The following is a 26,998-nucleotide window of genomic DNA, read 5'->3' as shown; positions in this document are numbered from 1 at the left end:
ACTCCCCCTTTTACGGTTGCCAATCCTGCATCTGAAGTACGTTTCCTCCCAGTCGTTGAAAGGCCCGCTGCCGACAGGAGAAAACGATGATCTGCTGGTCGCGAGCCTGGCGATGAAGCGCATCAAACATGCGCTCGATGCGATCATCGTCGGAATAGACCAGCGCGTCATCAAGGATCACTGGCGCGGGACGCCCGTCGCGGGCGAGCAGGCGCGCGAAGGCCAGGCGGGTGAGAACGGACAACTGCTCGCGCATACCGCCACTCAGTCTGTCGACATCCTCTTCCAGGCCCGCGCGAACAATGGTCTGCGGGAGGAGGGTCCGATCGTCGAAGCTGATCGATACGTCGTCGAACAACAGTCCGAGCAACGGACGGAGTTCGTCCATCACTGGTGCCAGATAGAGGTCGCGCGCGCTTGTTCGGGCGGCTTCCAGAGCCTGAGCAAGCCGGGTAAGCACTGCAACCTCATGCTCGAACGCCGCGACCCGCGTTTCGGCGGTGGCGAGGGCGTCTGCGGTCTGGCGCCAGTTTTCTTCTACGGCATCGTCGGATCGCGCGGTGATCCGGGCGTTCAGGCCAGCGATGGTCTCGCGCAACTGCTGAATTTCGGATTCGCTGGCCTGCTCGACAGACTGAAGCCGGCGAAGCGTTGCATCGGCAGCGTCCAGGTCGAGCGCGGCGCTGCGCAATCCATCAACCTGCTCCTGCTTCCCGGCGAGCATGGTTTCGAGTTCGCTCAGCCGCGCCGTGAGCGCTTCGCCCCGTTCGCCGCGACCCTCGGTGGGGCCGAGCACGGCGGCTGCCTGTTGCTCGCGCGCCTGGAGGGTCGCAAGCGCTGTCTCGGCTGCGACAAACGCAGTATCGGCATGATGTCGGGCGGGTTCGGCCGCGCGGATCGCCTGGGTCGCGTCCCGTCGTCGCTGCTCTGCCATATCGCAGGCCGTGCGGGTTTCGTCGGGATCTGCGTTGATCTCAAGTGGCGCAGGATCGACCACGGCAAATGCAGCCGCCGCTTCGCGCAGCGCATCAAGCCCATCAGGTGCGAGCACCGCAAGCTGCGCGCGCGCCTCGTTCGCTTGCCCCTCGATCCCCTGCACCTCAACCTGTTTCGCTTGGGCGGCAGCCAGATCGAGGACGCCCATGGAAGCCAGCAAGGTGCGGCGCTGAGTCTCTGCCGCTGCAAGGCGACCGTCATCCTGTTCGGCCCGATTGGATCGTAAGGTGATGCGGCCAATGCCGGGAGCGACGAGCTGGGCTTGTCCGGCATAGCCGTGCTCCTCACCTTCGCCGAGCGTCGCGCCGTCCAGCGTTATCCGGTTCGTCGTGCCGCTTTCATAGGCCACCATCACCGAAGGACGGCCGGCTTCTTGCACCGCGCGTAAACGAGCGATTTCCACATCCAGTCCGGCGAGTTCGTCGATCGCGGCGGCGGGCAGGCGAAGCTGGGCGAGCCGCGCTTCACAGCCTTCGATAGTCGTTCGCACCGCTTCGGCGTGGCGAAGCCGTTCCTCCACTTCCGAACGCCGTTCGGCTGCCTCTCTGGCCCGCGTCGCTGCTGCGATGGTGTCGAGCAACGAACGCAGAACGGTCTCCTCCGCCTCGGCCGCATCCGCGTCAGCCTGCGCCTGGGCGATTGTCAAGATGGCGGCATGGCGCCGTTCCACTGCTTCATCCCGTCGGCGCAGCACGTCGCGGCTTTCTTCTGCCACCTGGTTTGCCGCCACCAGCGCCTCGCCAAATTGGCGATGATTGCGTTCGGCCACTTCCCATCGCTCGCGCGCCAGCCCGAGTTCGGCTTCAGCGGCCTTGAGCTTGTCTGCCTGCGCGCGGGCAGCATCCAATGCAGCCTCGGCCGTCGTTACGGCCTGTCGCCGAGCGGCACGCTCGTCGACATTTTCCAGTTCAGCGAGCCTTTTCTGCGCCACGCTTCGCTGGTCAAGTTCGGCGCGCAGCGCCAGAACCTCATTCGCCAGCCGGTGCTCGTCCGCCGCGAGCCGGTCGCGCTCTGTGATCGCAGCCGCGTAACGCCCGCCTGTCTTGGGACGGCCGGTGGCGGTGACGAGCGCGTCTCTTTCCTCGATGGTCGCCGCCATGATCTCGGCCATACGGCGTCCGCCAGTCATCGCTTCGACTTCGCCCTGCACCGATTCGAGCAGGCTGGTGCGCGCCAATCGATCGCTGTCCTCCGCCGCCCGGCTCCGCTGTTCGATTCCCGTGATGCCCTGACGCACCCACAGCAACCCAGCCGGACCGCCGGCACCGCCATGGACCAGCCCCGCGATGAAATTTTCCGCTTCGTCCGCCTGCGCCAGCAACCGTCCTGAACCGAGATCGATCACCTTGGCGAAGCGGCCATTGTAGAACTGCTTAGTGATGCGATAGCGGTCGTCGCCGACGATGATATCCGCCTCGACCATCGGGCTGCCGCCGCTATAGGGCCGCAGGTTGCGCACATCGCCGACGGTGCTGCCGTGCGGCTGGAAGAACAAACCATGCAGGGCTTCGAAGCTGGTCGACTTGCCAAATTCATTGGCGGCGCACAGCACGTTCACGCCGTCCCCGATCCCTTCGATCGCGACGCCGCGCCCGGCGAAGCGCTTGACATTGTGCAGGCGTAGAGCGGCCAGCTTCATCACGCCACCGCCTGAGCATAGCCGTAGAGACGTGCCAGAGCGGCGGCCGCAACGGCCCTGTCGGCGGCCGAACGATTGCCGTCCTCGCTTTCGGCAAACAAGGCGTCCGCCGCCTCACGCAGAGCGCCCGCACGATCGATCCGGTCCATATCCTCGACGGCACAATCGGTCTCGAGTCCGCTGTCATCTAGTGCAAGCCAACCAAAATCTGGTACAGCTTCGGCCACCAGTGTCGCCAGCGTGGTACGCGCAGCCAATCCCGCCCGCCCGGTTGCCACGATACGCGCCAAGGTCTGACGACGATCCCGCAATTCGGGCAGCAGTGCCGCCAGCGCGAGTGCCGGATCGTCATCGGCAAGCAGATGCAGGTCGAGCGAACGCCACACGAAGCTGGCGGTGGGGAGCGCGGTCGCTCGTGGCACCGCACCGATCCCGTCGATCTCGATCAACAAAGCCTCTCCCGGGCGGTCATGTTTGAAGCGGTCCTGTTCCGGCGTGCCGCTATAGCGTGTGCGTTGATCGACCTCGATTGCGCCGTGCCAGTCGCCAAGCGCCAGATAGTCGAGTCCGGCCCGACGCGCACGATCCGGGGCGATCACTTCAGATGCGCCTGAGTCCTCCGAGAAGCTCTGGATCGGGCCGTGCGCCATACCGATGCGGATCGCACCCTCCGGCGTCACGGCACTGTCCATCCAGGCGCTCAGGTCGCGACCCGGCCGACGCGTGGTGCATGGCGCGGGCAGTAGCATCGCACCGGGTGCAAGCTCGATCGGGCTCGCTTCAGCCGCGAGCACCACATTGTCCGGCGCTTCCCGAGCAAGCAGGGCCCAAAGCTCGCTAGCCTGGAGCGAATCGTGATTGCCCGGCAGGATTACCCAACGGATCGGTGCGCGATGCGCCATTTCGGTCAGCGCCTGACGTCGCACCTCGGCAGCCGGGGTTTCGGTGTCAAACGTGTCCCCGGCGAGCAGGATTATGTCGGCACCTTGCGCTCGGGCATGATCGGCCAGCCGCCCAATCACCGCATGACGCGCCTCGCGCAAACGACCAGGCAGGTCGCCGTCGAAATTGCCGAAGCGCTTGCCCAGATGCAGATCGCTCGAATGGAGAAAGCGTATCATCGTCATTCCATCTCCGAGCTGGCCTGCGCAGTCGGCAAGGCTTCGTCTCCACGTGCGCGTGCGATCGCTTCATCCAACCGAGCGCGCGAACCGGCGGCCAGCCTTTCGACGCCCAGCAGCCGAGCTAGTTCACGTGCAGGGTCGGGTTCGTCGAAAAGATTAGCATTCGCCCGCACCACCGCTGTCAGTTCAGCGAGCGGGATATCCGGGATCGCCCGGCGCGCGTCGTCGTTCGCTGGTGCGCGATAGGTGCGGGTGTCGGTGACATCGCCAGACTTCCAAATAAACTCGCCGCTTGATTCCTCCGTGCGGTCGAAATCGCGCAGATGCATGTCGATCCGCTCGCGGATTTTGCCGCCGGTGCGAAGCCAGCCGTGCGCGCGAGCGATGCGCTGGCACAGAATGTCCGTGCGGAGTGGACTTTCGGTCTCGATCACCGCGCCAATCATCGCCCGCAACGTGTCGCGATAGGCGAAATCATGGAAGCGATCAGGCTCAGCGAAGAAGCCTGTCAGATCCGTCAAGCGATACAGTTCGTCCGGAGCGCCAGCAGCCGGCGCCGCCAAGTCGGCAACGACCTCAGCAATCGAGGGCGCGCCGACAGGCGACATATCCGACGATACAGGTTCGGTCGTTGCGACAGCCGGCGTCGGCGCGTCTTCCTCGATCCGTGCAGCGGTTTCGTCATCGCGAATTTCTTCGATCCCCTCGACCTCGTGCCCCATGTCCCAATGCGTGGCGATAGCCGGCTCGACAGCGTTGGCACGGCTGGCCTCAAGCAAGGATTCCAGTGCGCCGTGCAGTCGCTCCGAACAGCCGGCCGGGTCATACCACCAGTCGGTCGACCAAACGCGCAGGATGTTCCAGCCCAGCCCGGTCAGCACCTGTTCCCGCACCTTGTCGCGGTCACGCGCGGTGGCAGCGCTGTGATAGGAAGCGCCGTCGCATTCCACACCTGCCAGATAAGCGCCTGGAAGATCGGGATGGCGGACGCCGAGATCGATACGGAAGCCGGAGATGCCGACCTGCGGAACGACCTGCCACCCGCGCCGCTCCAGTTGTTCGGCGACCGCTTCCTCAAAGGGGGAATCGAACCCTCCGACCGATCCCATCGTCTGCGCCGGCAGCGCGATGGCTCCGCGTTCGGCATAATCCAGAAAGGTCTTGAGGTGATGGACCGCTGTCGCCTTGGTGCGGGCCGGGTCGATCAGATCAGCGGTGAAGCCGGAGAAAATGATCAACTCCTGTCGCGCGCGTGTCACGGCGACATTGAGCCGTCGCTCGCCGCCGTCTCGATTGAGTGCGCCGAAGTCCATTGTCGTCTTGCCCGCGGCATCCTTCCAGAAGGTGATCGAGAAGAGAATCACGTCACGCTCGTCGCCTTGCACATTCTCCAGATTCTTGACGATCGTCGGCTCGACCCGTTCGTCGGCGAAAAACCATTCCAGTTCAGGCTCATCGCGGCGCGCCACATCGAGCAAATCAAGGATCAGCGATTGTTGCTGGGCATTGAAGGTTATCACGCCGAGCGTCGGCCGGCTCTTTTCGGGCAAGGCAAGCCATGCGCGCATCCGGGCGACCGCTTCGTCGGCAACAGCCTGCGCCTCAATGCGGTTGGTGCGGCTCTTGCCACGATCATAGATGCCGTTCGGCACCTTGCGCAGTTGGACTGCGCGGTCCTCGACCTGGGGCGAGGGAAAGGTAACCAGCCGGTTTTGATAATAATGGTGGTTGGAGAAAGCGATCAGCGATTCGCTGCGGCTGCGATAGTGCCAGCGCAGATCGCGTACTGGAATGCCCGATGCCTTGGCTTCGTCGAGGATGCTTTCAAGGTCCCGTTCATGGTCGGCGACGTCTTCCTCCTCCTCATTGCGGCCGAAGAAGTTGGTCGGCGGCAATTGCTTGGGGTCGCCAACGATGATCGTCTGGCGACCACGCGCAATCGCGCCAACAGCATCCCAGGTGGTGATTTGCGATGCTTCGTCAAAGATCACCACATCGAACAGCGCCTGGTTCGGTGGGAAATATTGCGCGATCGACAGTGGCGACATCAGCATGCACGGCGCGAGCTTGGAAAAGCTCTCCGGCATCTTGCCGATCATGTCGCGGATCGACTGGCTGGGGCGCTGCAGCTCCATTTGATGACGCAGCAACCCCAGTTCGGAGTTTCGCGGTACGCTCTGCACCGGCGGCAGGCCGTGGGCGATCGCGCCGGTCACGCGGGCGGTGGCATGGGTACGCACCAGATCGTCGATCTCCCGGAACTCGGCGATCGCATTCTCATGACTGAAGCGTCGGAAATCGCGCAGAACCGGATCACCGTCGAGCACGACCGGCAGCCACCAGCGGGCATAGCCCAGCCGGAACGCCGCGCGCGCCTCCTCCGGCGGGATCGCACCGTTTTCGACCTGCTCAACCAACGCGCCAAGTCCGACAGCAACCGTGCGGTTTCGCACTTGGCACCAGGCTGTCCAGTCGCGCAACAGATGACGCGCCTCGGCCAATTCGCCCAGCGTTTTGGCCAGTACGGAAAGTGAGTCTGGTCCAGTGTCTATCGCGACGGTCTGTCCCGCCACATCAGCGAAGCGGACCCGAGCATCCTCAAACCCGCTCGCCGCAGCAAGCAGTTTCACGCCAGCCTGCCACGTCCAGCTATTCTCGTCGCGCTTGTGCAGGGCTGTCGCGACACGTTGCGTGACCTCTTCCACGGCGTCCGACCCGCGCCCGTCAAGTTTGAGCGCGCTTCGCAGCGCGCGAGCGCGATCCAGCAGATCGGCGACAACGGCCAAGTCGGTATCGAGCCCTGCAATCGGCAATGGTCGGGCGTTTAACGGCGACGCATCAATGGCCGCCAACTCTGTCTTCATGGTGCGCAGGCGTGGAAGATCTCCCTCGGGCTGCGTCGCACCGGCATCGGCATAGCTCTGCAACAACCGCGTTACCTTGCGTCGGCCCAGCGCCGACATCGGCCAGAGGGAGGCGCTCGCTTCGCGCCACTGGCGATCAAGCCCTTCGGTATCCAGATCGCGCACCGCCGAAGGCGTGAAACTCGCCACAAGACCGCGTTCGGCGTCGCGATAGGCGGCGATTGCGGTTTCCAATGCCGTGAGTTCGCCCGCGCACTGACCGAAACCGGGATCGAACGCGATCGAAAGATCACGCTCACGGCCGCCTTCGACTGCTTTCGCCAGGCTGGTCAGCGCCGCGATTTCGGCATCGACCGGCAGATCCACAGGCGCGATGCCCAGCGCGGTTCGATAGCCGTCAAGCGCGCCGATCAGCAGTTCGGCGGCGGTGCGCAGCGATTGTCCCGTGGAGAGCAACGCTTCCTGCCGCGCAGCGCTCAACTCTTCGATATTGACCAGATTTAACGCCGGCTTTCGTTCCACCGAGGCGAAGACGAGCCCTAGCTCGTGCGCCAGTTCTTCAAGCCGTTCCAATGCCTGCGCATCATACGCTTGCCCGCGCGGCCAGCCCAGTTCCGGTGCCGGTTTGTCCGTCGCACGCAACGCGATGCCGAGTGCCAGATAGGGCGTCCAGCCATTCGGATATGTCTTGTGCAGAGCTTCTACATAAGCGTTCAAGGTGTCACGCCGCAGTTTCAGTCGGTCGTTCACCGCGATCCACTGGGCATCATCGCCGCGACCGCCATGTTCCCATGCAGCCTTGAGCTGTGCCAGGAAATGCCGCCGGTCGGCCTTGTTTGAATGGAGCTCGATGCAGTGGTCGCCCAGTCCGTGCTCGCGCAAACGCCGATAGACTACATCGAGTGCGGCCGTCTTCTCGGCGACGAACAACACCGTCTTCCCGACCGCAAGGCAGTTGGCGATCATGTTGGCGATGGTCTGGCTCTTGCCCGTGCCCGGTGGACCGACGATCACGAAATCCCGGCCTTCGGCTGCGGCCAGGCTTGCGGCGGTCTGCGAAGAATCGGAAGGCAACAGGCAGATGATGTCCGCCGGCGCATAAGCGGAATCGAGTTCGCCCTCATCGCGAAACGTCGCCTCTCCGCTCGCGGCGGCGAACGCCTGTTCGGGCGTATCGATCAGATGCCGGACGACGCGGTTCTCGCGCAACGCATCTGTCCGCTCGACCAAATCCTTCCACATCAGGAACTTGGCGAAACTGAAGGTCGACAGCGCGGTCTCGTCGATCACTTCCATGCCGGGCACGTCGCGCACGGCCTGACGCATCATCGCCAGCACGCGCGGCACGTCGATCCCGTTATCATCGAGTGGCAGTTCCTCGCTAAACTGCGGTAGTTTCAGATCGAACTCGCGCTCCAGAAATTGTAGCAGCGTCGCGTTGAAGCGCGGATCATCCTCATGAAAACGAATGCGGAAGGGCGAACTGGCGCTCCGTCGTTCCAGCTTGACCGGGACCAGCAGCAATGGCGCGCGATAGCTGCGTTCATCCTCGGGCTTCCGCTTCCAGCGCAGGAAGCCGACCGCCAGGAACAGAGTGTTCGCCCCACCCTCCGCAAAATCATTCTTCACCTGACGATGCAACTCGATCAGTCGCGCCTCAAGCTGCTGCTGATCAAGTGGAGAAGGAAGCTCGTCGCGCTGAAGCGCCTCGGCTGCAAAGCCGCGCTGAAGGTCCCGGCCATGAACGTCACGATACAGCGCGGCGTCGCGCTCGCCGAGGGGGTTCTGCTGGGGCAACGACACGATCTGGATCGCTGCGCCATCCGCAAGCCGGTCTTCCAGATAGGCGACGTCAGTGCAAAGAAACGGGATGGTCTTCTTTGTGACGGGGAAGTTGAGTAGTCGATTACGCAACGTAAGGTCGAGCAGCTTCTTCTGCCAGCGGTCGATCCGCCCCGCAGCGCTTGTCGGTTTTTCCTCCACCGGAACGACTGGCAGATCGTTGAACACAGGCGCGGCCGGAAGCAACAGATCCGGGACAGGTGCGGCGTTTTCGTCGGCATCGGAATTAACACGGCGGGCTTCATGCGATGCGAGCGGCGTAATACCACCACTTCGCGCACGCCGAACATCGATTGCAGCAACAAAGTTGTGCGCCTCCTCTTCTCCCATCCGGTGATCGAGTGCGCGCTGCGCGGTATCCATCGCCATCGCCGGTCGGTGCGTGACGCCCGTCGTTTCGAAGGTGATCAACTCACGCGAGGCCAGCGCCTTGCGCACTTCCATCTGATCCGGTTCGATCGTGTTGCCGAAGGTCCGCTTGGTCAGCCAGACGCCTGCCGCGGCGTGTCCGCGAAACATCAAGATGACGGGATGGAGACCTGCACCCTCCAGTGCCGCGGCAAACAACAGGGTTGTATCGAGGCAGGTGCCCAAGCGATCGTCGGCGATCGTTGCCGGACGCCGCACCTTCTGGCCACGATCTTCGAAGCTGGCAGGCGGCTCCGCATAATGAATGCCCATTCCAGCGATGGCCGAGTAGATCGAGGCTGCCAGCATGTATGTGCGCCCCGGATCGCTTGACTGATAACCGTCTAGCCCGCTCGGATGACCATGCTCAGCCAGTCGTTCGGCAGCGTTCCGCAAGACACGAGCGACTGCGGCATCGTTTGGCATGACGAATGCGGGCAACAGCTGCGCCATGTCGGCAACTCCACCCCACTCGTCCCGCGCCAGCAGCCGGACCGGGAAGTGTTGTTCATCCAGCACTGTATCGCCATTCGACAGACGTAGCGTAATTTCACCGCGCTCTGCCTCGTTTAACCCTGCAAGATAGTCGGCATCCAATTCCACTTTGCGGTCCGCAAGTGGCAGAGTGTCGCCAGGTACTAGCCGGTCGATTATCCAGGATTTTGATCTTAGGAAGGCTGGCGAAGACGTAAGCTCAAGGCGGCATTTTTCGTAGTTCTGGCCGTCGACATTATCGATCTGAATTGATCGCAGCACGGGGATAGCGTTCTGGTAGGAAGCATAGGTGAAGCTGCCAGCGACGTCTGCGACTATGGCCGGTTTGCGGCCTCCGTCCAGATCGTCTGATAGGCTGGTTGCGGAGCGCTCGTCCGACTCATGCATGATCAATCCCCCCGAGTTCACAGGCTAGCTAAGCAAATTATTCTAACAAAGCCCAAATTCGCGAGTCGGTTCTCTACAGATGCAAACGTTCGCTTGAACTGCTGCTCTGAGCGGAAAAGAACCGATCCGGCTTCTCCTGAGACTGTGTAGATAAGCTGAACGGAGGGCAGGTATGAGTATAGCGGTTAAACAGCGCGAATATCTGAGATATGTGGGCAAGCCGGCAGAGAGCAGACCTTCGGCCGCCACGCTAATGGCGCTTAGCCCGCGGCCTAGAACCAGCTCCGCACGCTGAGATGAGCCAAATCGCTGGCTAATTGATCTCCTTGTCCAGCGAGCCGTAGGCCACCATATTCCTACTTATTTGGGGGGGGGATGCCATGCCTGACCTAACGCTTGCCGAAAGACTCCTCTATTCAACGGTGAAGCTCACCGCTTCCAAAGCTGGAGTCCCCGTCAGCACCGGCACGGGATTCTTCATGTATTTCGCGAAGGACGGCGATCGGTTCTTCCCTGCAATCGTGACTAACAAACATGTGGTCAACGGAGCCGATCAGATAACGGCCATTTGTCACTTCGCTGATGGGGACAAGCCTTCGGGGAAGTTTGTGGCGTGCAACATGGCGATAGCGCCAGGTTCATACATCGAGCATCCAGAGCCCGGCGTTGACCTGTGTGCCATCCCAATGGGCGACATCATGAACCAAGCAAACGAGGCTGGCACGCCTATTTTCGTGCAATGGATAGATCAGAGCATCATCCCGTCGGATGATGATTGGCAATACTTCGATGCCATAGAAGAGGTGACCATGGTTGGTTGCCCGAACGGCATTTCGGATGAAGTCAACAATCTCCCTATGGCTCGTCGTGGGATAACTGCCTCTCCTCTGTCTCGAAAATACAACGGGAAGGACGAGTTCATGGTAGACATGGCTTGCTTTCCCGGCTCTTCGGGTTCTCCGGTATTTATCTATGACAGGAATGGATATCTTGATCGCCGCACTAATACCTACAACATGGGACAGCAACGGATCGTCTTCGTTGGCATCCTCTATGCTGGACCGCAGATTGCTAACAACGGTCAGATAATTCTTGGACAGCAACCGCGTGTGATGGTCGCCGCGATGATGCACCTAGGAAATGTCATTCGATCCTCTGCCCTCCACGCTATCGACGCGGAGTTTCGCCGGCGCTTCCACGCCATTCCTGCCCCCGAAACTACAGTTGGGCCGGTGGTTGAAGCCGACGAAGCTATATCGCCAACCATCTAGACCGCACCACATTAGGCACGTTCGCCCTCGCAACCGCAACGCTCGCCAGCTCTTCTTCGCGCCCGTTCAGGTTGTCCGTGACACACTGGCGAGTTGCGACCGCATAGACAACGCAATCAAAGCTGGAACAAAAATCAGAGGCGATGCCGGTCTCCAGAGTTTCTTCGCAATCATCGTAATGCTCCCCTGAGCTAAACGAAAATCCGCTTTTCGCGGCCGCCGATTACGTCCGAAGCTCCCGATATTAGGGCACGAAGCGGACGCTTTCGTTGCGTTTCCGGTGCTCAAACGACGATCAACCAGTTCTCATCTTCATCATCGTGGGTGCACCATTTTCCGCTCCGGTTTCCTTGTTTTATCGCGATTTCCTGGCCGGCGACCGACTCGTCGCTTGGAAACCGCTCTGGTCGTTCATGGCGGTTTCCGACGGCTCGTTCAGGAAAGATCGCCAAGGTCGTAGAGCGGCCGGATTTCGATCTCGCTGGGGCCGGGCATGGGGTTGGGGCAGCGCTTCGCCCAGGCGATGGCCTCTTCCATGTCCTTGACTTCCCAGAGCCAGAAGCCGGCGACCAGTTCGCGGGTTTGTGCGAAAGGCCCGTCGATCACCGTCCGGTTCGGGCCATCGAACGCGATCCGCTTGCCCTGGGAGGAGGGAGTCAAGCCGTCGGCGGCGAGCAGGATGCCGGCCTCCGCCAGTTGGTCGTTGAACCGGCCCATGGCCTCCATCGCCGCCATCGTCTGCGGCGTGGGGTCAAAGCCCCGTTCGCTGTCTTCGGTGGCCTTTACGAGCACCATCACGCGCATCGCCATCCTCCTGCTCTGGGGCTTCGCCGCCGCCGGCCCGCGCAGAATGTATGAGAAATGCCGCGGGATCAATGACCGGGCGTGGCGGCCGGCCCCTTCGCGCCTCGCGTGCCCCATGACGGCAGGTCCGGGAAGTCGATGTCTTTGCCGGGGCGGCGGAGGGGCTAGTGCTGGCGGAGGTGGAGTTTACGGCCTAACTTTCCCGGGCCACCTGGAACCCGGCGAAGGACTGGCTGACCGGCATCAGTTCGATGCGGTTGAGGTTGAGATGGGGCGGGCGGCTGGCGACCCAGAACAGGGTTTCCGCAATATCCTCCGCCGTCATGGGATTGGCGGAACCGTACAGGGCGTCCGACGCGGCCTGGCTGCCGGTGCGGACCAGGGTGAATTCGGTTTCGACCATGCCCGGCTCGATGGATGTCACGCGCACGCCGGTGCCGTGCAGGTCCGACCGCAGGCCCAGCGAGAACTGGCTGACGAACGCCTTGGTCCCGCCATAGACGTTGCCGCCCGCATAGGGATAGGTCGCCGCGACCGAACTCAGGTTGATGATCGCCCCCTTGCGCTCGATCAGGCGGGGCAGCAGCTTGCGGGTGATGGTGACGAGGCCGGTGATGTTGGTGTCGATCATCTGGCGCCATTGATCCAGGTCGGCCTGCTGCGCCGGCGCGGTGCCCAGCGCCAGCCCGGCATTGTTGATCAGCAGGTCGACATCGGCGAAATCCGGGGGCAGGGCCGCCAGTGCGGCGTCGATGGCGGCCTCGTCGCGCATGTCGAAGCTGACCGCATGCGCCTTGTCCGCGCCCAGTTCCGCCACCAGCGCGTCCAGCCGTTCGGCGCGGCGCCCGGTGACGATCACCTTCCACCCCGCCGCCGTGAAACGCCGCGCCGATGCGGCGCCGATGCCTGCGGTCGCTCCGGTGATCAGCGCCGTTCCTGCCATGCTCTTTCCATCCTTTCAGCCCAATGGGCCGGGATGTAAGCCTATTTGCGGCAATGCCAAGCGCCAGTTTTCAGGCAATGGTCACGACCCGCGCCCGGCCCTTCCGGTCGAGCGGCTTCACCACCACCTTGTCCCCCATCCGGTCGAAGGCGATGTCGACGGAGGCTTCCCCCACGCGCAGCCCATAGAGGGTGAGCTGATCGATGAAACGGGGCAGCGCGGGTTCCCGCAGCGAAATTTCCGCCCCGCCGACATCGAAGCCCAGACCCAGGCTCGACTGGATCAGCGACAGGGGCGCGGCGGCTGACCAGGCCTGCGGGCTGCACGCCACGGGGTAGAAGGTCGGCCCCTGCGCCCGCCGCCGGGGAAAGCCGCAGAACAGTTCGGGCAGGCGCATCAGGTCGACATAGGTCGCCGCCGCGAACAGCCCTTCGAATATCTGCGCCGCCTGCGCGCGATAGCCGTAGCGCGAGAATCCCGCCGCGATCAGCGCATTGTCGTGCGGCCAGATGGAGCCGTTATGATAGCTCATCGGATTGTAGCGCGCCTCCGTGGAAGCGATGGTCCGCACGCCCCAGCCGGAAAAGGAGGCGGGCGCCATCAGCGTGTGCACCACCATGTCCGCGCGCTCCTCTTTCGCGAGGCCGGTGAACAGCACATGCCCCGCATTGGAGGATCTGACGCGGCACGGCCTTTTTTCCCCATCCAGCGCCAGCACATAGGTGCCGATCCCGGCGTCGAAGAAGGCGGCGTCGAACCGCTCCCGCAGATCGTCCGCCCGGGTCCGGTAGGTGCGGGCCTTGTCCGGATCGCCCAGCGTGGTGAAGATCGCCTCCGCCGCCCGCCAGGCGCCATAGACATAGGCCTGCACCTCCGCCAGCGCGATCGGGCCGCGAGCTATGTCGCCATCGGCGTGGAAGACCGAATCATGGCTGTCCTTCCAGCCCTGATTGACCAGCCCCTGGTCGGTCAGCCGGCCATATTCGACGAAGCCGTCGCCGTCGCGGTCGCCATGCTCGTCTATCCAGCTCAGCGCGGCTTCGACATGGGGCAGGATGGAGGCGATGAAGCCGCTGTCGCCGGTTCGTTCCAGATAGGCTCCGGCCAGCATCACGAACAGGGGCGTCGAATCGATGCTGCCATAATAATGGCGGAAGGGGACTTCTCCCAGTTCCGCCATTTCGCCATGGCGCACTTCGTGCAGGATCTTGCCCGGTTCGGCATCGGCGGCGGCGTTGAACTCGGTCGCCTGGTGCGCGGCCAGATAGCCCAGGACGCCCCGGCTGATCGCCGGGTCCAGCCACAGCGTCTCCAGCGCGGTGATGATGGCGTCGCGCCCGAACACGGTGCTGAACCAGGGAATGCCGGCATAGGGATAAGGGCCATATTCCGTGTCGGTCGACAACATGGTGATGTCTGCCACGGACCGCCGGGCGACTTCGTTGAAAAGCTGGTTGGACGACCGCACGGTCGCCCCCCGCGTGCGCGCCTGCTTCAGCGCATGCATGGATTCGCGCAGGGTCTTCAGGAAATGCTTGGACAGGTCCCCCGCCGGCTCGTCGTCGCGCGGCTGGCAGCAGATCAGCAGGTAGAGCGTGCGCCGCTCGCCGGGCGGCACGGTCACCTCGAACCGCGCCCGGCTTTCCGTCAGGACCTGCGGCGCGGGATCGAAGCGCAGCAGCGTTTCGCGCCGCTTGCCGTCGCGCCCGTCATAGCCCAGCCGCACGGACTGGGGACTGATCACAGGCTCCCGCACGGTGCCGCGGCGCAGCCGGGTCATGCCGCGTATCTCGAACAGGTCGGCGAAGTCGGCGGCGAAGCTGATATTCACCTCCACGGTGCGGACTTCGGTGTCGAAATTGCGGATCGTGATCCGTTCATGGACCGCGCCCTCCCACAGGAAGCGGGTGCGGCGCAGGTGGATGAGGTCATGCTCCACCGCCACGCGGCCATCCCCGCCCGCGAAGTCGGGATTGGTGAGGTCGCAGGTCAGCATCGCATTGTCGTCGCGAAGGCCAGAACTCAGCAGGATCGGCCGGGTGTCGTTGATGGTGAGGTAGAGATGCGACAAATGCCGCGTGTCGCGGTGATACAGCCCTTCCGGACTGCCCGGACCCGCGATCGCATCGCCGCTATGGTCGAACACGGCGAAGCTGTCCCCATGTTTCAGCGTCCGCGGTCGCCGCTCATGGAGCGACGCCGTCGCCGGGATGAAGAATTGCGTCTGCGCCTGCGACAGCGCCTGCCCCGGATCAATGCCGTGACCGGCGTTCGGGACCGAAGGGCTGGGGTTTTCCGGCTGCAACTGGCTTGCCGTCATGCCTCTCTCCTGATGCCGCATTTCCGGGGCGCTGCCCGCAAACGGCCAAGTTGAAAATGCTCTATCCCACGACCTGAAGTTCCGAACCTTCTCCGCGCAGCCGCCGCAGCATCGCCGCCTGCGTCCGCGCGCCGGGAAGGTCGTGATAAAGCTGAACATAATCGGCGGCCATCCGCTCTGCCGTGAAGCGTGCGTCAAAGGCGGCGCGCACCTTCGCGCGGTCGAGTTCGCGGAGGCGGCCGACCGCCGCGACCGCTTCATCCTCGCTCTCGACGATATAGCCCGACCGCCCATGGTCGATCACTTCGGGGACGGAACCGCAGCGGAAGGCGATGACCGGCGTGGCGCAGGCCATAGCCTCTATCATCACCAGGCCAAAGGGTTCGGGCCAGTCGATGGGGAACAGCAGGGCGCTTGCCCGGCCCAGGAATTCGGCCTTCTGCGCTTCGTTGATCTCCCCGGCATAGTGGACATTGGGGTAGCGTTCGACGAGCGGCGCAATCTCCCGCTCCCAATAGGCGCGGTCCACCGCGTCGATCTTCGCCGCGATCCTGAGCGGCAATCCCGAACGCGCGGCGATGCGGATCGCACGGTCGGGACGCTTTTCGGGGGAAATGCGCCCCAGGAAGGCCAGATAGCCGTCGCTGGGGCCGATGCGGGGCGGCAGCAGGTCGGCGGGCAGGCCGTGGTGGATCGTCCCTGCCCAGTTCACCGGCGGCATCGGCAGCCGCTGATGGTCGGAAATCGACACCAGGCTGTGATCGGGGAAGGCGCGGTAGAAGGCGGGCAGGTCGGGCAGGTCCAGCCGGCCGTGCAGCGTCGTCACGCAGCGGCCGATGAAATCCTGCACCAGCGGCATGTGGATGAGGTCGATATGGAAATGCAGCGCGTCGAACTCGTCGGCCCGGTGGCGCACGGCATCGAGCAGGATCATGTGGTAGGGGATGGGATCGCGCACCTTGGGATTGAGCCGCAGCGCCATGTCGGTCACCGGCACCAGTTCCGCCCGGGTGACGGAGTCGCCGCTGGCGAACAGCGTCACCTCATGCCCCTGCCGCACCAGTTCCTCGGTCAGGTAGGACACGATGCGTTCGGTGCCGCCATAGAGGCGCGGCGGCACGCTTTCGGCAAGCGGAGCAATCTGTGCGATTTTCATGGTCGGGCATCCCTTTGCAGGCCGCGCCGCCACCGATCCCCCCGACTTGCGGTGGGCGCCCCCGTTAAAAGCGCGAAAGCCCCGCAGGTTGCATGGCGATCGCGCTTCCATGTCGGGATTTTCCGATGGACGCGCCCTTTCGGCCGGTCGACGCAATGCGCCCGTCCACATCATTTTTCGCGCCCCTGACTTCGGACTGACATAGTCGCCGCTTAGGTGAGCCACAGCGGAAAACTGACTGGCCGGTCTGAAGAGGGGCAGGCATGGCCCTGAAATATGGAGAGCATCTTGACGATCCTCACGATCGATTTCGAGGCGTCGTGCCTGCCCCGGCACGGCCTGTCCTACCCCATTGAAGTCGGCATCGCCCGCGAGGGCAAGGCGCGAAGCTGGCTGATCCGGCCGCATGACGATTGGGCGGGATGGCATTGGTCCGCCGAGGCGGAGGCGCTGCACGGCCTGGACCGCGACCGGGTGGAGCGCGAGGGCCAGCCTGTCGAAACCGTGCTGTCCGAACTGGCCGACGCCTGCGCGGGGCGGCGCATGGTGGCCGACAGCATGATCGACCAATATTGGCTCGACACGCTGGCCGACGCGGCGGGGCAGGCGACGCCCTTCCTCATCGACCATGTCTCGCTGCTGCTTGACGAGCATCGCGCGGGCGAACGGCGGATCATGGAGGCGGTCGCCCGTGCCGACGCGCTCCATCCGCATCGCCACCGGGCGGCGAGCGACGCGCTATGGCTGTCGGCGCTGCTGGATCATGTGAGCGGCCGGACGATCCATGCCCCTGACGCGAATGGCCTGGCTCCAGTCGGAAAAAGGGGAGGATCGTGCCCGCGCCGCCCGCAACGGGAAAATGCTTGAGCAATAATTTGTAACACTCGGCAAATTTCAGAGACATTCAGCCCGCCTAAAACCCGGACCGATCATTTCCGGTTGTCAGGGAGAAGGCCCCATGTTGCTCATTCTCGCGTCCAGCGCGGCGGCCATTGCCGTCGCCACGCCGATCCACAGCGCTGAAATCACCCATGCGTCGAACGCCTATCGGGCGAGCTACGAGACCGAATCGACGGTCCGCTTCCGGGAGGTCGAATCGCGCTTCGCCAATCGGCCGTCCATGCCGGTGTGCCGCTGGCAGGCCGAACTGGTCGTGAACCGCGACGTCGCGACGCAGGGCCGCGCCCTGGCCGCCGTCGCCAAGCCGATCCACCGCTTCGCTCCGCTGTCGGGCAGCCATGCCGGCAGCTGCGCCGCCGCCCGCGACGAGATCGAGGCGGAAGTCGCCCGCCACGCCGGCGCTCGCGCGGCCGAAGCCGTCGCCGTGGCGCGGCAGGATCGGGCCGCGTTGCTGGGCGAGCTTGACGGCATTCACGCGCTGTCCGCGAAGGGCGCCGTAACGGGCGGATGAACCCACCGCTGATATTGATCGCGGACGCCCAGCAGGACGTGCGCCAGGATGTGCGCCAATCGCTGGAGGAAAGCGGGTTTCGGGCCATGGCCGCCGCCTCCGCGAGCGAAATCTGGGATGCGATGAACAGCATGCCCGTGGGAGCGGTCGTGCTGGATGCCGCGCTGCGCGGCCCGGACGGCATGGATCTGTGCCGCGACGTCCGGGAACGCAGCGACGTGCCGATCATCCTGGTCGGCGCCAACAGCAGCGAGGTCGACCGCGTGGTCGGGCTGGAACTGGGCGCCGACGATTATATGGCGAAGCCCTATTCGACACGTGAACTGGCCGCCCGGCTGCGCGCCGTGCTGCGCCGGGGACGCAATGAACGCGCCCTGGGCGTGCGCCGACCGACCGAGGCGCGGTTCGACGGCTGGGTGGTGGATTCCTCCCGGCGCGAGGTTCTGGCCCCCGACGGCGCGCAGGTCGACCTGACCGCCGCCGAATTTGCGTTGCTGCTCGTGCTGCTGGATCATCCGCAGGTCGTGATCGCCCGTCCGCGCCTGATGGAACTGGGCGGCGTGCGCGATGCGCCGTCCTCCGACCGCAGCGTCGACGTGCTGGTCAGCCGGCTGCGGCGCAAGCTCAGCCATGGCGGCCGGCCAGCGCCCATCGTTACGGTGCGGGGCGGCGGATATATGTTCAGCGCGGTGGTCGACCGGCGCTGAGCCGCTTCGACCCGGTCCAATGTTTCCCATCCATTACATTGATTCTGCTGGAAAATCGGGCGAGCCGCCGCGCCTATCGCGCTTTCCATCACTCAGACATATTATTTAACAAAGCCGCTGCGACGCAGCAAAAACGCCCCCCTATCGTGCATCCTCAAGGCCGGTCTGCCCCCTGACCGGCCATCAGACAAGAAGGATGCAACGACATGAACGATCTGATCGGTCGCGTCTTCAGCTTCGAAAGCCATGTCTTTCCGAACCAGAGCGCGCTTTACAACCGCCTCGCCAGCGACGGGCAGAGCCCCAAGGCGCTGATGATCTCCTGCGCGGATTCGCGCATCGTTCCGGAACATATCATGCAGGCGGACCCCGGCGACCTGTTCGTCTGCCGCAACGCCGGCAACATCGTCCCGCCGCACGCGACGCAGAATGGCGGCGTCACCTCCACCGTCGAATATGCCGTCATGGTGCTGGGCGTGCGCGACATCATCGTGTGCGGCCACAGCGATTGCGGCGCGATGAAGGCGCTGTCCACCAATGCCGACCTCAGCGCCATGCCCAATGTCGCCGCCTGGCTGCGCCACAGCCATGCCGCGCAGAAGGTGTGCCGCGAAAGCTACCCCGCCGACCTCAGCGATGCGGAGAAGCTGCGCAACATGGCGCTGGAGAATGTGGTGGTGCAACTCGCCCATCTGCGCACCCATCCGTCGGTCGCGTCGGGCATCGCGCGGGGCGAGATCGCGCTGCACGGCTGGTATGTCGACATCCATGCGGGTCAGGTTCTGGGCCTGGACGGCGAGACCGGTCGTTTCCTGCCGCTGCGCGAAGGCCAGCCGCTGCCCGTGGCGTTGCCGCACGCCAAGCGCCTGGCGGTCGACATCGCCTATGCGCAGGCCGCGGAGTAAGCTGATGCTCAAGGCATTTTCCGGCGGCAACTTCAGCCGCGACTTCACGGCCTCCATCGTCGTCTTCCTGGTCGCGATGCCGCTGTGCATGGGCATTGCCATCGCTTCCGGGGTGCCGCCGGAAAAGGGCCTGATCACCGGCATGATCGGCGGCCTGATCGTCGGCCTGCTGGCGGGTTCGCCCCTTCAGGTCAGCGGCCCGGCGGCGGGCCTGGCGGTCATCGTCTTCGAAATCGTGCAGAAACAGGGCCTGTCCGCGTTGGGGCCGATCCTGATCCTGGCGGGGGCGATCCAGGTCGTGGCCGGACTGATGCGGGTCGGCGGCTGGTTTCGCGCCATATCGCCCGCCGTGGTGCACGGCATGCTGGCGGGCATCGGCGTGCTGATCGTGGTCGGCCAGTTCCATGTGCTGTTCGACGACAAGCCGCTGTCGAGCGGTCTTGCCAATCTGGTCGCCATGCCGGGGCAGATTTTCGGTCTTTCCAACCAGGACGCCGCAACTGCCTTCGCGGTCGGCCTGCTCACGATCGGCGGCATGCTGGGGTGGGAGAAGCTGCGTCCCGCGTCGATGAAGCTGCTCCCGGGCGCTCTCGTCGGCGTGGTGCTGGCGACGCTGGCCGCCTTTTTCCTGAGCTTGCCGGTGGCGCGGGTCGTCGTGCCGGAATCCATCGTCTCGGCCATTTCGCTGCCGGGCGACGATCTGGTGCAACAGCTTCTGAACCCGACGATCATCACCACGGCCATCGCCATCGCCTTCATCGCCAGCGCGGAAACGCTGTTGTCGGCGGCGGCAGTGGACCGGATGCATGACGGCGTGCGTACCAATTATAACCGCGAACTCAGCGCGCAGGGCGTGGGCAACCTGCTCTGCGGCGTGGCGGGTGCGCTGCCGATGACCGGGGTCATCGTCCGCAGTTCGGCCAACGTCCAGGCCGGCGCCAGGACGCGGCTGTCGACCATCCTGCACGGCGCCTGGATATTGGGCTTCGTCGCCCTGCTGCCCTGGCTGCTGCGGGAAATCCCGATGGCGGCGCTGGCCGGCGTCCTGGTCGTCACCGGCGTGCGCCTGGTCAGCGTCGACCATGTGAAGCATCTCCTTCACCGCTACGGCCCGCTCCCGGCCGTGGTGTGGGCGGCGACGCTGATCTGCGTCGTGGCGACCGACCTGCTGACCGGCGTCCTGGTCGGCATCGGCCTGTCGCTGATCGAGCTTCTGCCCCATGCCCGGCGCCTCCGCCTGGGCGTGGACGAGGAGGCGCGGGACGACGCGCACGAGGTTGCGCTGCACGGCACCGCCACCTTCCTCAGCCTGCCGAAGCTGTCGGCCAGGCTGGAGGCGCTCCCGGCCGGGCGGCTCGTCATCCTGAATGTCGAGCGTCTCAGCCATATCGACCATACTTGCGCGGAGATGGTCCGCGAATGGGTCGACCGTCGCCGGGGGACCGGCGCGCAGGTCGAACTGTTCGGCGCCACCGGCCGCATGCGTCATCTCGCCGCCTGATCCTTCACCCCCTCCTCAGGCGATGAACGAACCGCCGCATCACCCAGGGCGATGCGGCGGTTTTGCTTTATGATGCGAAATAGAAACATAATAGCAATATATGGAACGATAGAAGACAATAATCGTGTTGCGGATAACACAGTGACTTCGCGCCCTTTCGCATTTGCGGAAAAGCCGTTTCCCCATTCCGCCTTCTCCCCCTAAACCTTTTGCCGAACCGCCGGTATCGAAGACGATAAGACCCAAAGATCTTCGGAGGGAGCGGACGCAGGAAGGAACATTCTTACGTAAAAGGGGAATGTTCATGAAGTATCATATTGCCTGTGCCGCGCTTGCGCTGCTTTCCAGCGCTCCGGCTTTCGCTCAGGAAGAGCCCGCAGGCCCCGTCACCGTCACTGGCAGCGTCGGTCTGGTGTCCGACTACCGCTTCCGCGGCGTGTCGCAGAGCGACCGCGGCATGGCCATCCAGGGTGGCATCACCGCCACGCATGAAAGCGGTTTCTATGTGGGCACCTGGGGTTCGAACCTGGGCGGCTGGGGCCGTTTCGGCGGCGCGAACATGGAACTCGACCTGGTCGCCGGCTATTCCGCCGCGCTGGGCGAGGGCACCACGGTCGACGTCGGCCTGACCTGGTACATGTACCCGTCGGGCGCCGACAAGACCGACTTCGCCGAACCCTATGTGAAGCTGTCGCACCAGTTCGGTCCGGTCAAGGGCCTGGTCGGCGTTGCCTACGCGCCCAAGCAGGAAGCGCTTGGCAGGACGTATAACAGCGCAGCTAGCTATCTCGCTGGCACGCCCGACAATCCGGGCGACAAGGAAGACAATTTCTACGTCTGGGGCGACCTCAGCGCCGCGGTTCCCAGCACCCCCGTCACGCTGAAGGCCCATGTCGGCTGGTCGAACGGTAATCCGGGCCTTGGCCCCAACGGCACTTCGGTCGCGCCCACCGGCAAATATCTCGACTGGCTGGTCGGCGCCGACCTGGCTATTCCGGGCACGCCGCTGACCGTCGGCGTCTCCTTTGTCGACACCGACATCGCCCGGGTCGAGGAAGATTATCTGCGTCCGAACTTCATGGTCAACGACAGCAAGGATGCCGGCAAGTCGATCGCGCGCGGCACGGTCCTCTTCTCGCTGACCGCTGCATTCTGATCCGATGGCCGGGCCTGGTTCGCCAGGCCCGGCCATGCTTCTTTCTCGGACGTGACAAATTGTTTCTGTTGTCGCGTCCGGGGCTTTCCGGCCGCCGGTGCGGTTGACCCTGGCTCCGGCCGTCCCTATCCCGCTGTCATGCCCACAGCCGTGCCGACATTTTCATGACCGCGCCGACCATCATCCTTGTCGAAGACGACCCGCCGCTGCGCACGCTGACGGCGCGGGCCTTGCAGGAACATGGCTATCAGGTCCGGCCGGCTTCCTCCGGTCCTGAAATGTGGGTGGCGTTCGACGCGGGGCCGGTCGATCTGGTCGTGCTGGACGTCATGCTGCCGGGCACCAACGGCATTGACCTGTGCCGCCAGATCCGGCGCAAGAGCGACGTCCCCATCATCTTCATCAGCGCCAAGGGCAGCGAAACCGACCGCATCGTCGGGCTGGAACTGGGCGCGGACGATTATCTGCCCAAGCCCTTCGGCACCCGCGAACTGATCGCCCGCATCCGCGCCATATTGCGCCGCGTCGGCGTGGAACGCGGCCCGGACGAGCATCGCGAGAATGAGGCGCGCTTCGACGGCTGGATCGTCAACTTCCCCCGCCGCGAACTGCGTTCCCCCACCGGCGCCATCGTCGATCTGACCGGCGCGGAGTTCGACCTGCTGGGCAGCTTCCTCAGCCACCCGCAGCGCGTCATCGCCCGCGAAAGGCTGATCGAACTGTCCCGCACCCGCATGGGCGACAGCAGCGACCGCAGCATCGACGTGCTGGTCAGCCGCCTGCGCCGCAAGCTGACGACGGACGATCGTTCGGCGCCGATCACCACCGTTCGCGGCGTCGGATATATGTTCAACGCGGAGGTCAGCCGCGCTTGAGGCGGCATGTCAGCCTGGTCGGGCAGATATTCGCCATCCTGCTGCTGACCCTGACGATGGAATTCGCCGTCGGCGTCTTCCTGAACGAGCGGGCCAATCACCTGTCGCTCCAGGATGACGAGGCGCGCCGCCTGGCCGAGCATCTGGTGATCGCGCGCAAGCTGCTGACCGAGCATCCGGCGGATGAGCGGCATGCCCTGTCTCTGCAACTGACCACCGACCGTTACGACATACATTGGGCACCCTCCTCGCCCCCGCCGCCCGCCCTGGCGCCGGGGCTGGAGCGGATGCGCCGCCAGATCGTCAACTGGGAACCGACGCTGGAGCAGTCGGGCCTGTGGCTGCGCCTGGCTTCCCCAGGCCGCGTTTCGGAGATCAACGGCGGCTTGCGCCTGGCGGACGGAAGCTGGCTCTATTTCGGCATGCGGCACAGCGGCGGCAAATGGACCTTCGCCATCGGCCGCATGGGACTGGCGCTGATCCCGGTGCTGGCGCTGCTGATCGTCGGCGGCATCATGATCCGGCGGACGCTGGCCCCGTTGCGCGACCTTACCCGCGCCACCGAGCGCATCGGCCTGAGCGACGAAGTGATCGTGGAGGAGGGCGGGTCCAACGACGTCCGCAACCTCATCCGCGCCTTCAACGCCATGCAGAAGCGCATCCATCGCCTGATCACCGAACGAACGGAGACGCTGGCGGCGGTCGGCCACGACATGCGCACCCCGCTCGCCCGGTTGCGGCTGCGGCTGGAGAACCTGCCCGACAATGAGGCGCGGGAGGCGATCGAGGGCGACCTTACCGAAATGGGGGAAATGATCGATTCGCTGCTCGCCTTCCTGGGCGGAGAGAAAAATGGCGAGCCGGCGGTGCGCACCGATCTCGCCGTGCTGGCGGCGACGGTGGTCGACGCCTTCCAGGATCAGGGCAGGCAGGTCGATTATGTCGGGCCCGACCATCTGGAAATGGAGGTGCGCTCGCTCACCTTGCGCCGGGCGGTCGTCAACCTTGTCGAAAATGCGCTGCATTATGGCAGCCGGGCGCGGGTCACGTTGGAACGCCGCGACCGGGAAGTGCTGATCCGCGTCGACGATGACGGCCCCGGCATCCCCCGCGACAAGCTGGACGAGGTGCTCAAGCCCTTTACCCGCCTGGACGAGGCGCGGCAGCGCAACACGCGGGGGCTGGGCCTGGGCCTGGCCATCGTTGCGCGGGCGGTGGAACTGGAGGGGGGGCAGCTGACCCTCGCCAACCGGCCCGAAGGCGGATTGCGGGCGGAAATCTGCCTGCATCTTCCGGCCGAAGCGCAAAAGCGCTGATCCAAGGGCGCTGACAAAGAGAATCTGCCTGCCCCCAAGCAAAACTCATTTACCGCGAAGCAACATGCCGCGCTATGCCGGGCGCCTGTATCGAAAGAGGCGCTTATGACGGCAGAAGGCGAAAAGGAAATCGCCCAGGGTTATTGGGACATCGATCGGCTGGCGGCCGAACTGGGCGCGGTGCGGCGGCGCTGGCGGCAGGGGCAGGACCATCATGCCGAATATGGCGCGGAGGGTTTCCCCTCCCGCGCCACGCTGACCAAGATCATGGAGGCTTTGTGCGGCGCGCTGTTTCCGCTGCGCCTCGGCCCCAGCTTCGTGCGCCTGCATAATGAGGACGCCTATGTCGCCCAGACCCTTCAGACGGTGCTGAGCCGCCTCTACGGGCAGATCCGGCTGGAACTCATCTATGCGATGAAGGGCGAGCCGGTCGAACATGTGGACCGGGAGGCGTCCCGCATCATCGGCAGTTTCGCCGACAGCCTTCCCGCGCTGCGCGAACTGCTGGACAGCGATGTGGAGGCGGCCTTCCTGGGCGATCCGGCGGCGCGCAGCGTGGACGAGGTGCTGATCTGCTATCCATCCATGATGGCGATCATTCACCATCGGCTGGCGCACCGGCTCCATCAATCGGGGGCGCCGCTGGTGGCGCGGATCATCTCCGAAATCGCGCACGGCAGCACGGGGATCGACATCCATCCCGGCGCGAAGATCGGCCACAGCTTCTTCATCGACCATGGCACCGGCGTGGTCATCGGCGAAACCGCCATCGTCGGCGACCGGGTGCGCATCTACCAGGGCGTGACGCTGGGCGCGCGCAGCTTTCCGGCGGACGAGAAGGGCGCGCTGGAAAAGGCCCTGCCGCGCCATCCGATCATCGAGGACGATGTGGTGATCTATGCCGGGGCGACGATATTGGGGCGCATCATCATCGGTAGCCGTTCGGTGATCGGCGGCAATGTCTGGCTGACCGACAGCGTGCCCGCCGACAGCAATGTCCGCCAAGCCAAGGCCCATTATGAAGTGACCAGCCGGGTCGAGGTTTCCGCCCCCCACCGCGTCCACGCTTTGCTGGAGGAGGGGCGCGACGGCATCGCGGAGAATATCTAGGGCAGCGCCAAGCGCTTCGTGCTCCTGCGCAGGCAGGAGCCCAGTTCCGCGCTTGGCGTGATAAGGCAACGCCTGAACTGGGTTCCTGCCTGCGCAGGAACAGGCTGTGCATGATCAGTTTGCGCAGCTATCCCCATCCCCCGCGATCAGGTCCAGGCAGCGCCCGTCGATCTGATCCTTCGGCACCGGCAGTCCGATCAGCGCCGCCAGCGTCGGCAATATGTCCGCCGTCTCCACGCCCAGCGGCTGTTCGAAATGAACCAGCCCCTTGCGCCAGAACAGGATCGGCACGCGGCGGTCCGTGTCCCAGGGCGAACCATGGGTCGCGACATAGCCCATCACCGCCGCTTCGGGGATCGACATGACGCGGGGTTTCAGCAGCAGCAGCAGGTCGCCCGACCGCTGCGGGTCGAAGCTGGCGCGGGCCTCCTCTATCAGCGACCAGCTTTCCGGCGGGCCGGAGGGGGAGGGGGTGGCCGCGATCTCCGCCCTGGTGAACACGGTCTGCACCTGCGGATGGGCGCGCAGCAGGGCCAGTGTCGCCGCCTCCACCTTGGTCCGCTGCGCAGCGGTGAGGCCCTTGTCGAAATAAAGATCGCCCGCCGGACCGTCGCCCCAGATCAACGTCTTGCCGGCGATGCCGGTCTTCTCCGCGATGGCGGCGGACAGCGCCTTGGGCGTCAGCGCCTTGTCGACGCGCTGCTCCATCGGCATGGCGTTCAGCCGGTGGCGTTCGGGCAGGTCGTGGCCGCCATGGTCGGCGGTCAGCATCACCACATAGTCCAGCCCATCCTTGTCCAGCCGGTCGAAAAAGGCGCCCAGTTCGCGGTCCAGCCGGTCGACCTGGATGCAGCTTTCCGTCCCCTCCGTGCCGTAGGCGTGGCCGATATAATCGGTGGCCGACAGGCCGATGGAGATGATGTCGGTCTGCGCCTGACGCCCCAGCGCCATGGCCTCTATCGCGGCGGCGGCGAAGGCCAGGGTCATCGCGTCCTGCTCCGGCGAGACCCGGAAGGCCTTGTAATCGCCCCCCTCCCGCGCGAAGCGGCCGGTGCCCACGGTGATGCTGCCCGCCTTGACCGGGAAATCCTTGGCCGCGCATTGCGGCGGCAGTTCGAAGCCGGGATTGGGCTGGGCCAGGCGCTGGGCCATGACTTCATTGACCTTGGCCACCAGCGGCGGCGTCGCCACCCCCTTGTAGCTGACATAGCCCTGCGGCCCGCCCAGCCACCAGACCTGATCGGCGGTCGGCCCGCCCATCATGATGGCGGCGCGGTCCTTCCCCGCCACCGACACGACGCGGGTGGCGGGATTGGCGGCCTTCATCCGCCCGCCCAGCGTCGGCACCCGAAGATGCACCGGCGAGGCCTGATAGTCGGCGCTGCTGCTGCCCGGCTGCGCCTCATCCTCCGCGCAATAGACCAGCTTGTCGGCGCGGGCGGCGTTCAGGTCGAACCAGCTATTGGCGATGATGCCGGTGCGCGCCGGTCGGCTGCCGGTCAGGATCGTGCTGTGGCCGGGGCAGGTCTCGGTCGCGGCATGGCCCTGATAGCCGCGGGGGAAGACGACGCCCTGTTCCGTCAGCCGCCGCAGGCCGCCCGTATAATATTGGCGATATTCGCTGAACAGGTCGGCGGAAAACTGGTCGACGGAGATGGCGACGATCAGCTTGGGCGGAGTGGCGGGAGCGGCGGGCTGAACCGGGCCTTGGGCCATGGCGGGCAGCGAAGCGGCGAGAAGCAGCGCGGCCGCGACATTTTTCAACATA

Annotated in this window: 18 protein-coding genes; 10 read left to right on the top strand and 8 right to left on the bottom strand. The window is 64.7% G+C overall.

What is annotated here, in order from left to right; all coding sequences use genetic code 11:
• Nucleotides 1–10: 10 nt before the first annotated feature.
• Genes L286_RS30795 through L286_RS30785 form a run of 3 tightly spaced genes read right to left on the bottom strand, consistent with a single transcriptional unit; the run spans nt 11 to nt 9,755 of the window.
• Entirely contained in the window at nt 11–2,635 is a 2,625-nt protein-coding gene (locus tag L286_RS30795) for an AAA family ATPase (protein ID WP_020818242.1), read from the bottom strand.
• On the bottom strand, nt 2,635–3,762 hold the full coding sequence (locus L286_RS30790; RefSeq protein WP_020818243.1) for a metallophosphoesterase family protein: 1,128 nt from the start codon (nt 3,760–3,762) through the stop codon (nt 2,635–2,637). Before L286_RS30790 ends, L286_RS30795 begins: the two co-directional genes overlap by 1 nt.
• Entirely contained in the window at nt 3,759–9,755 is a 5,997-nt protein-coding gene (locus L286_RS30785; protein WP_025160518.1) for a DUF3320 domain-containing protein, read from the bottom strand. Before L286_RS30785 ends, L286_RS30790 begins: the two co-directional genes overlap by 4 nt.
• Nucleotides 9,756–10,135: 380 nt before the next feature.
• On the opposite strand from L286_RS30785, the gene L286_RS30775 reads away from it, so the two are divergent.
• Nucleotides 10,136–11,026 (top strand): S1 family peptidase, encoded by an 891-nt coding sequence (locus tag L286_RS30775; protein ID WP_020818246.1) that lies wholly within the window; start codon nt 10,136–10,138, stop codon nt 11,024–11,026.
• Between the two features lie 435 nt (nt 11,027–11,461).
• Here the strand turns inward: L286_RS30775 and L286_RS0124350 are convergent, their stop codons facing one another.
• The 4 genes from L286_RS0124350 to L286_RS30760 all read right to left on the bottom strand — a co-directional run bounded on the left by L286_RS0124350 (nt 11,462) and on the right by L286_RS30760 (nt 16,249).
• A complete protein-coding gene (locus tag L286_RS0124350) occupies nt 11,462–11,830 on the bottom strand; it encodes a YciI family protein (RefSeq protein ID WP_025160517.1) in 369 nt (122 codons plus the stop codon).
• A 193-nt stretch (nt 11,831–12,023) separates the two neighbouring features.
• On the bottom strand, nt 12,024–12,773 hold the full coding sequence (locus L286_RS30770; RefSeq protein WP_007683914.1) for an SDR family NAD(P)-dependent oxidoreductase: 750 nt from the start codon (nt 12,771–12,773) through the stop codon (nt 12,024–12,026).
• A 70-nt stretch (nt 12,774–12,843) separates the two neighbouring features.
• Complete coding sequence (locus tag L286_RS30765) at nt 12,844–15,093, bottom strand: amylo-alpha-1,6-glucosidase (protein WP_020818248.1); 2,250 nt, start codon at nt 15,091–15,093, stop codon at nt 12,844–12,846.
• Between the two features lie 61 nt (nt 15,094–15,154).
• A complete protein-coding gene (locus tag L286_RS30760; RefSeq protein ID WP_020818249.1) occupies nt 15,155–16,249 on the bottom strand; it encodes a glycosyltransferase family 4 protein in 1,095 nt (364 codons plus the stop codon).
• Between the two features lie 276 nt (nt 16,250–16,525).
• On the opposite strand from L286_RS30760, the gene L286_RS30755 reads away from it, so the two are divergent.
• From L286_RS30755 to epsC, 9 genes are all read left to right on the top strand, one after another.
• A complete protein-coding gene (locus L286_RS30755; RefSeq protein WP_007683917.1) occupies nt 16,526–17,116 on the top strand; it encodes a 3'-5' exonuclease in 591 nt (196 codons plus the stop codon).
• A gap of 91 nt (nt 17,117–17,207) precedes the next feature.
• Entirely contained in the window at nt 17,208–17,660 is a 453-nt protein-coding gene (locus tag L286_RS30750) for a hypothetical protein (RefSeq protein ID WP_020818250.1), read from the top strand.
• Nucleotides 17,657–18,367 (top strand): response regulator transcription factor, encoded by a 711-nt coding sequence (locus tag L286_RS30745; protein ID WP_007683919.1) that lies wholly within the window; start codon nt 17,657–17,659, stop codon nt 18,365–18,367. Before L286_RS30750 ends, L286_RS30745 begins: the two co-directional genes overlap by 4 nt.
• 206 nt (nt 18,368–18,573) lie before the next feature.
• Complete coding sequence (locus L286_RS30740) at nt 18,574–19,272, top strand: carbonic anhydrase (protein WP_013040770.1); 699 nt, start codon at nt 18,574–18,576, stop codon at nt 19,270–19,272.
• 4 nt (nt 19,273–19,276) lie between these two features.
• Nucleotides 19,277–20,773, top strand: coding sequence for a SulP family inorganic anion transporter (locus L286_RS30735; protein ID WP_021223193.1), 1,497 nt, complete (start codon nt 19,277–19,279; stop codon nt 20,771–20,773).
• A 298-nt stretch (nt 20,774–21,071) separates the two neighbouring features.
• A complete protein-coding gene (locus L286_RS30730) occupies nt 21,072–21,929 on the top strand; it encodes a TorF family putative porin (protein WP_020818252.1) in 858 nt (285 codons plus the stop codon).
• A 164-nt stretch (nt 21,930–22,093) separates the two neighbouring features.
• A complete protein-coding gene (locus tag L286_RS30725; protein ID WP_007683937.1) occupies nt 22,094–22,804 on the top strand; it encodes a response regulator in 711 nt (236 codons plus the stop codon).
• A complete protein-coding gene (locus tag L286_RS30720) occupies nt 22,801–24,120 on the top strand; it encodes an ATP-binding protein (RefSeq protein WP_007683938.1) in 1,320 nt (439 codons plus the stop codon). Before L286_RS30725 ends, L286_RS30720 begins: the two co-directional genes overlap by 4 nt.
• 105 nt (nt 24,121–24,225) lie before the next feature.
• Entirely contained in the window at nt 24,226–25,230 is a 1,005-nt protein-coding gene (epsC, locus tag L286_RS30715) for a serine O-acetyltransferase EpsC (RefSeq protein ID WP_021223192.1), read from the top strand.
• Nucleotides 25,231–25,344: 114 nt separating this feature from the next.
• Here epsC and L286_RS30710 read toward each other — a convergent pair whose 3' ends face one another.
• Nucleotides 25,345–26,997, bottom strand: a complete 1,653-nt coding sequence (locus L286_RS30710; RefSeq protein WP_020818254.1) for an alkaline phosphatase family protein — start codon at nt 26,995–26,997, stop codon at nt 25,345–25,347.
• Between the last annotated feature and the right edge of the window lies 1 nt (nt 26,998).

This window comes from Sphingobium sp. HDIP04 (assembly GCF_000445085.1).
GTDB classification, from domain to species: Bacteria; Pseudomonadota; Alphaproteobacteria; order Sphingomonadales; family Sphingomonadaceae; genus Sphingobium; species Sphingobium indicum.
The sequence above is the reverse complement of the archived record's forward strand: the minus strand, read 5'-3'. Positions and strand labels throughout refer to the sequence as shown.

Excerpts from the sequence above, each read along its gene's own strand:
- L286_RS30795 (WP_020818242.1), bottom strand. The coding sequence starts at position 2,635 with ATGAAGCTGGCCGCTCTACGCCTGCACAATGTCAAGCGCTTCGCCGGG.
- L286_RS30790 (WP_020818243.1), bottom strand. The coding sequence starts at position 3,762 with ATGACGATGATACGCTTTCTCCATTCGAGCGATCTGCATCTGGGCAAG.
- L286_RS30785 (WP_025160518.1), bottom strand. The coding sequence starts at position 9,755 with ATGCATGAGTCGGACGAGCGCTCCGCAACCAGCCTATCAGACGATCTG.
- L286_RS30775 (WP_020818246.1), top strand. The coding sequence starts at position 10,136 with ATGCCTGACCTAACGCTTGCCGAAAGACTCCTCTATTCAACGGTGAAG.
- L286_RS0124350 (WP_025160517.1), bottom strand. The coding sequence starts at position 11,830 with ATGCGCGTGATGGTGCTCGTAAAGGCCACCGAAGACAGCGAACGGGGC.
- L286_RS30770 (WP_007683914.1), bottom strand. The coding sequence starts at position 12,773 with ATGGCAGGAACGGCGCTGATCACCGGAGCGACCGCAGGCATCGGCGCC.
- L286_RS30765 (WP_020818248.1), bottom strand. The coding sequence starts at position 15,093 with ATGACGGCAAGCCAGTTGCAGCCGGAAAACCCCAGCCCTTCGGTCCCG.
- L286_RS30760 (WP_020818249.1), bottom strand. The coding sequence starts at position 16,249 with ATGAAAATCGCACAGATTGCTCCGCTTGCCGAAAGCGTGCCGCCGCGC.
- L286_RS30755 (WP_007683917.1), top strand. The coding sequence starts at position 16,526 with ATGGAGAGCATCTTGACGATCCTCACGATCGATTTCGAGGCGTCGTGC.
- L286_RS30750 (WP_020818250.1), top strand. The coding sequence starts at position 17,208 with ATGTTGCTCATTCTCGCGTCCAGCGCGGCGGCCATTGCCGTCGCCACG.
- L286_RS30745 (WP_007683919.1), top strand. The coding sequence starts at position 17,657 with ATGAACCCACCGCTGATATTGATCGCGGACGCCCAGCAGGACGTGCGC.
- L286_RS30740 (WP_013040770.1), top strand. The coding sequence starts at position 18,574 with ATGAACGATCTGATCGGTCGCGTCTTCAGCTTCGAAAGCCATGTCTTT.
- L286_RS30735 (WP_021223193.1), top strand. The coding sequence starts at position 19,277 with ATGCTCAAGGCATTTTCCGGCGGCAACTTCAGCCGCGACTTCACGGCC.
- L286_RS30730 (WP_020818252.1), top strand. The coding sequence starts at position 21,072 with ATGTTCATGAAGTATCATATTGCCTGTGCCGCGCTTGCGCTGCTTTCC.
- L286_RS30725 (WP_007683937.1), top strand. The coding sequence starts at position 22,094 with ATGACCGCGCCGACCATCATCCTTGTCGAAGACGACCCGCCGCTGCGC.
- epsC (WP_021223192.1), top strand. The coding sequence starts at position 24,226 with ATGACGGCAGAAGGCGAAAAGGAAATCGCCCAGGGTTATTGGGACATC.
- L286_RS30710 (WP_020818254.1), bottom strand. The coding sequence starts at position 26,997 with ATGTTGAAAAATGTCGCGGCCGCGCTGCTTCTCGCCGCTTCGCTGCCC.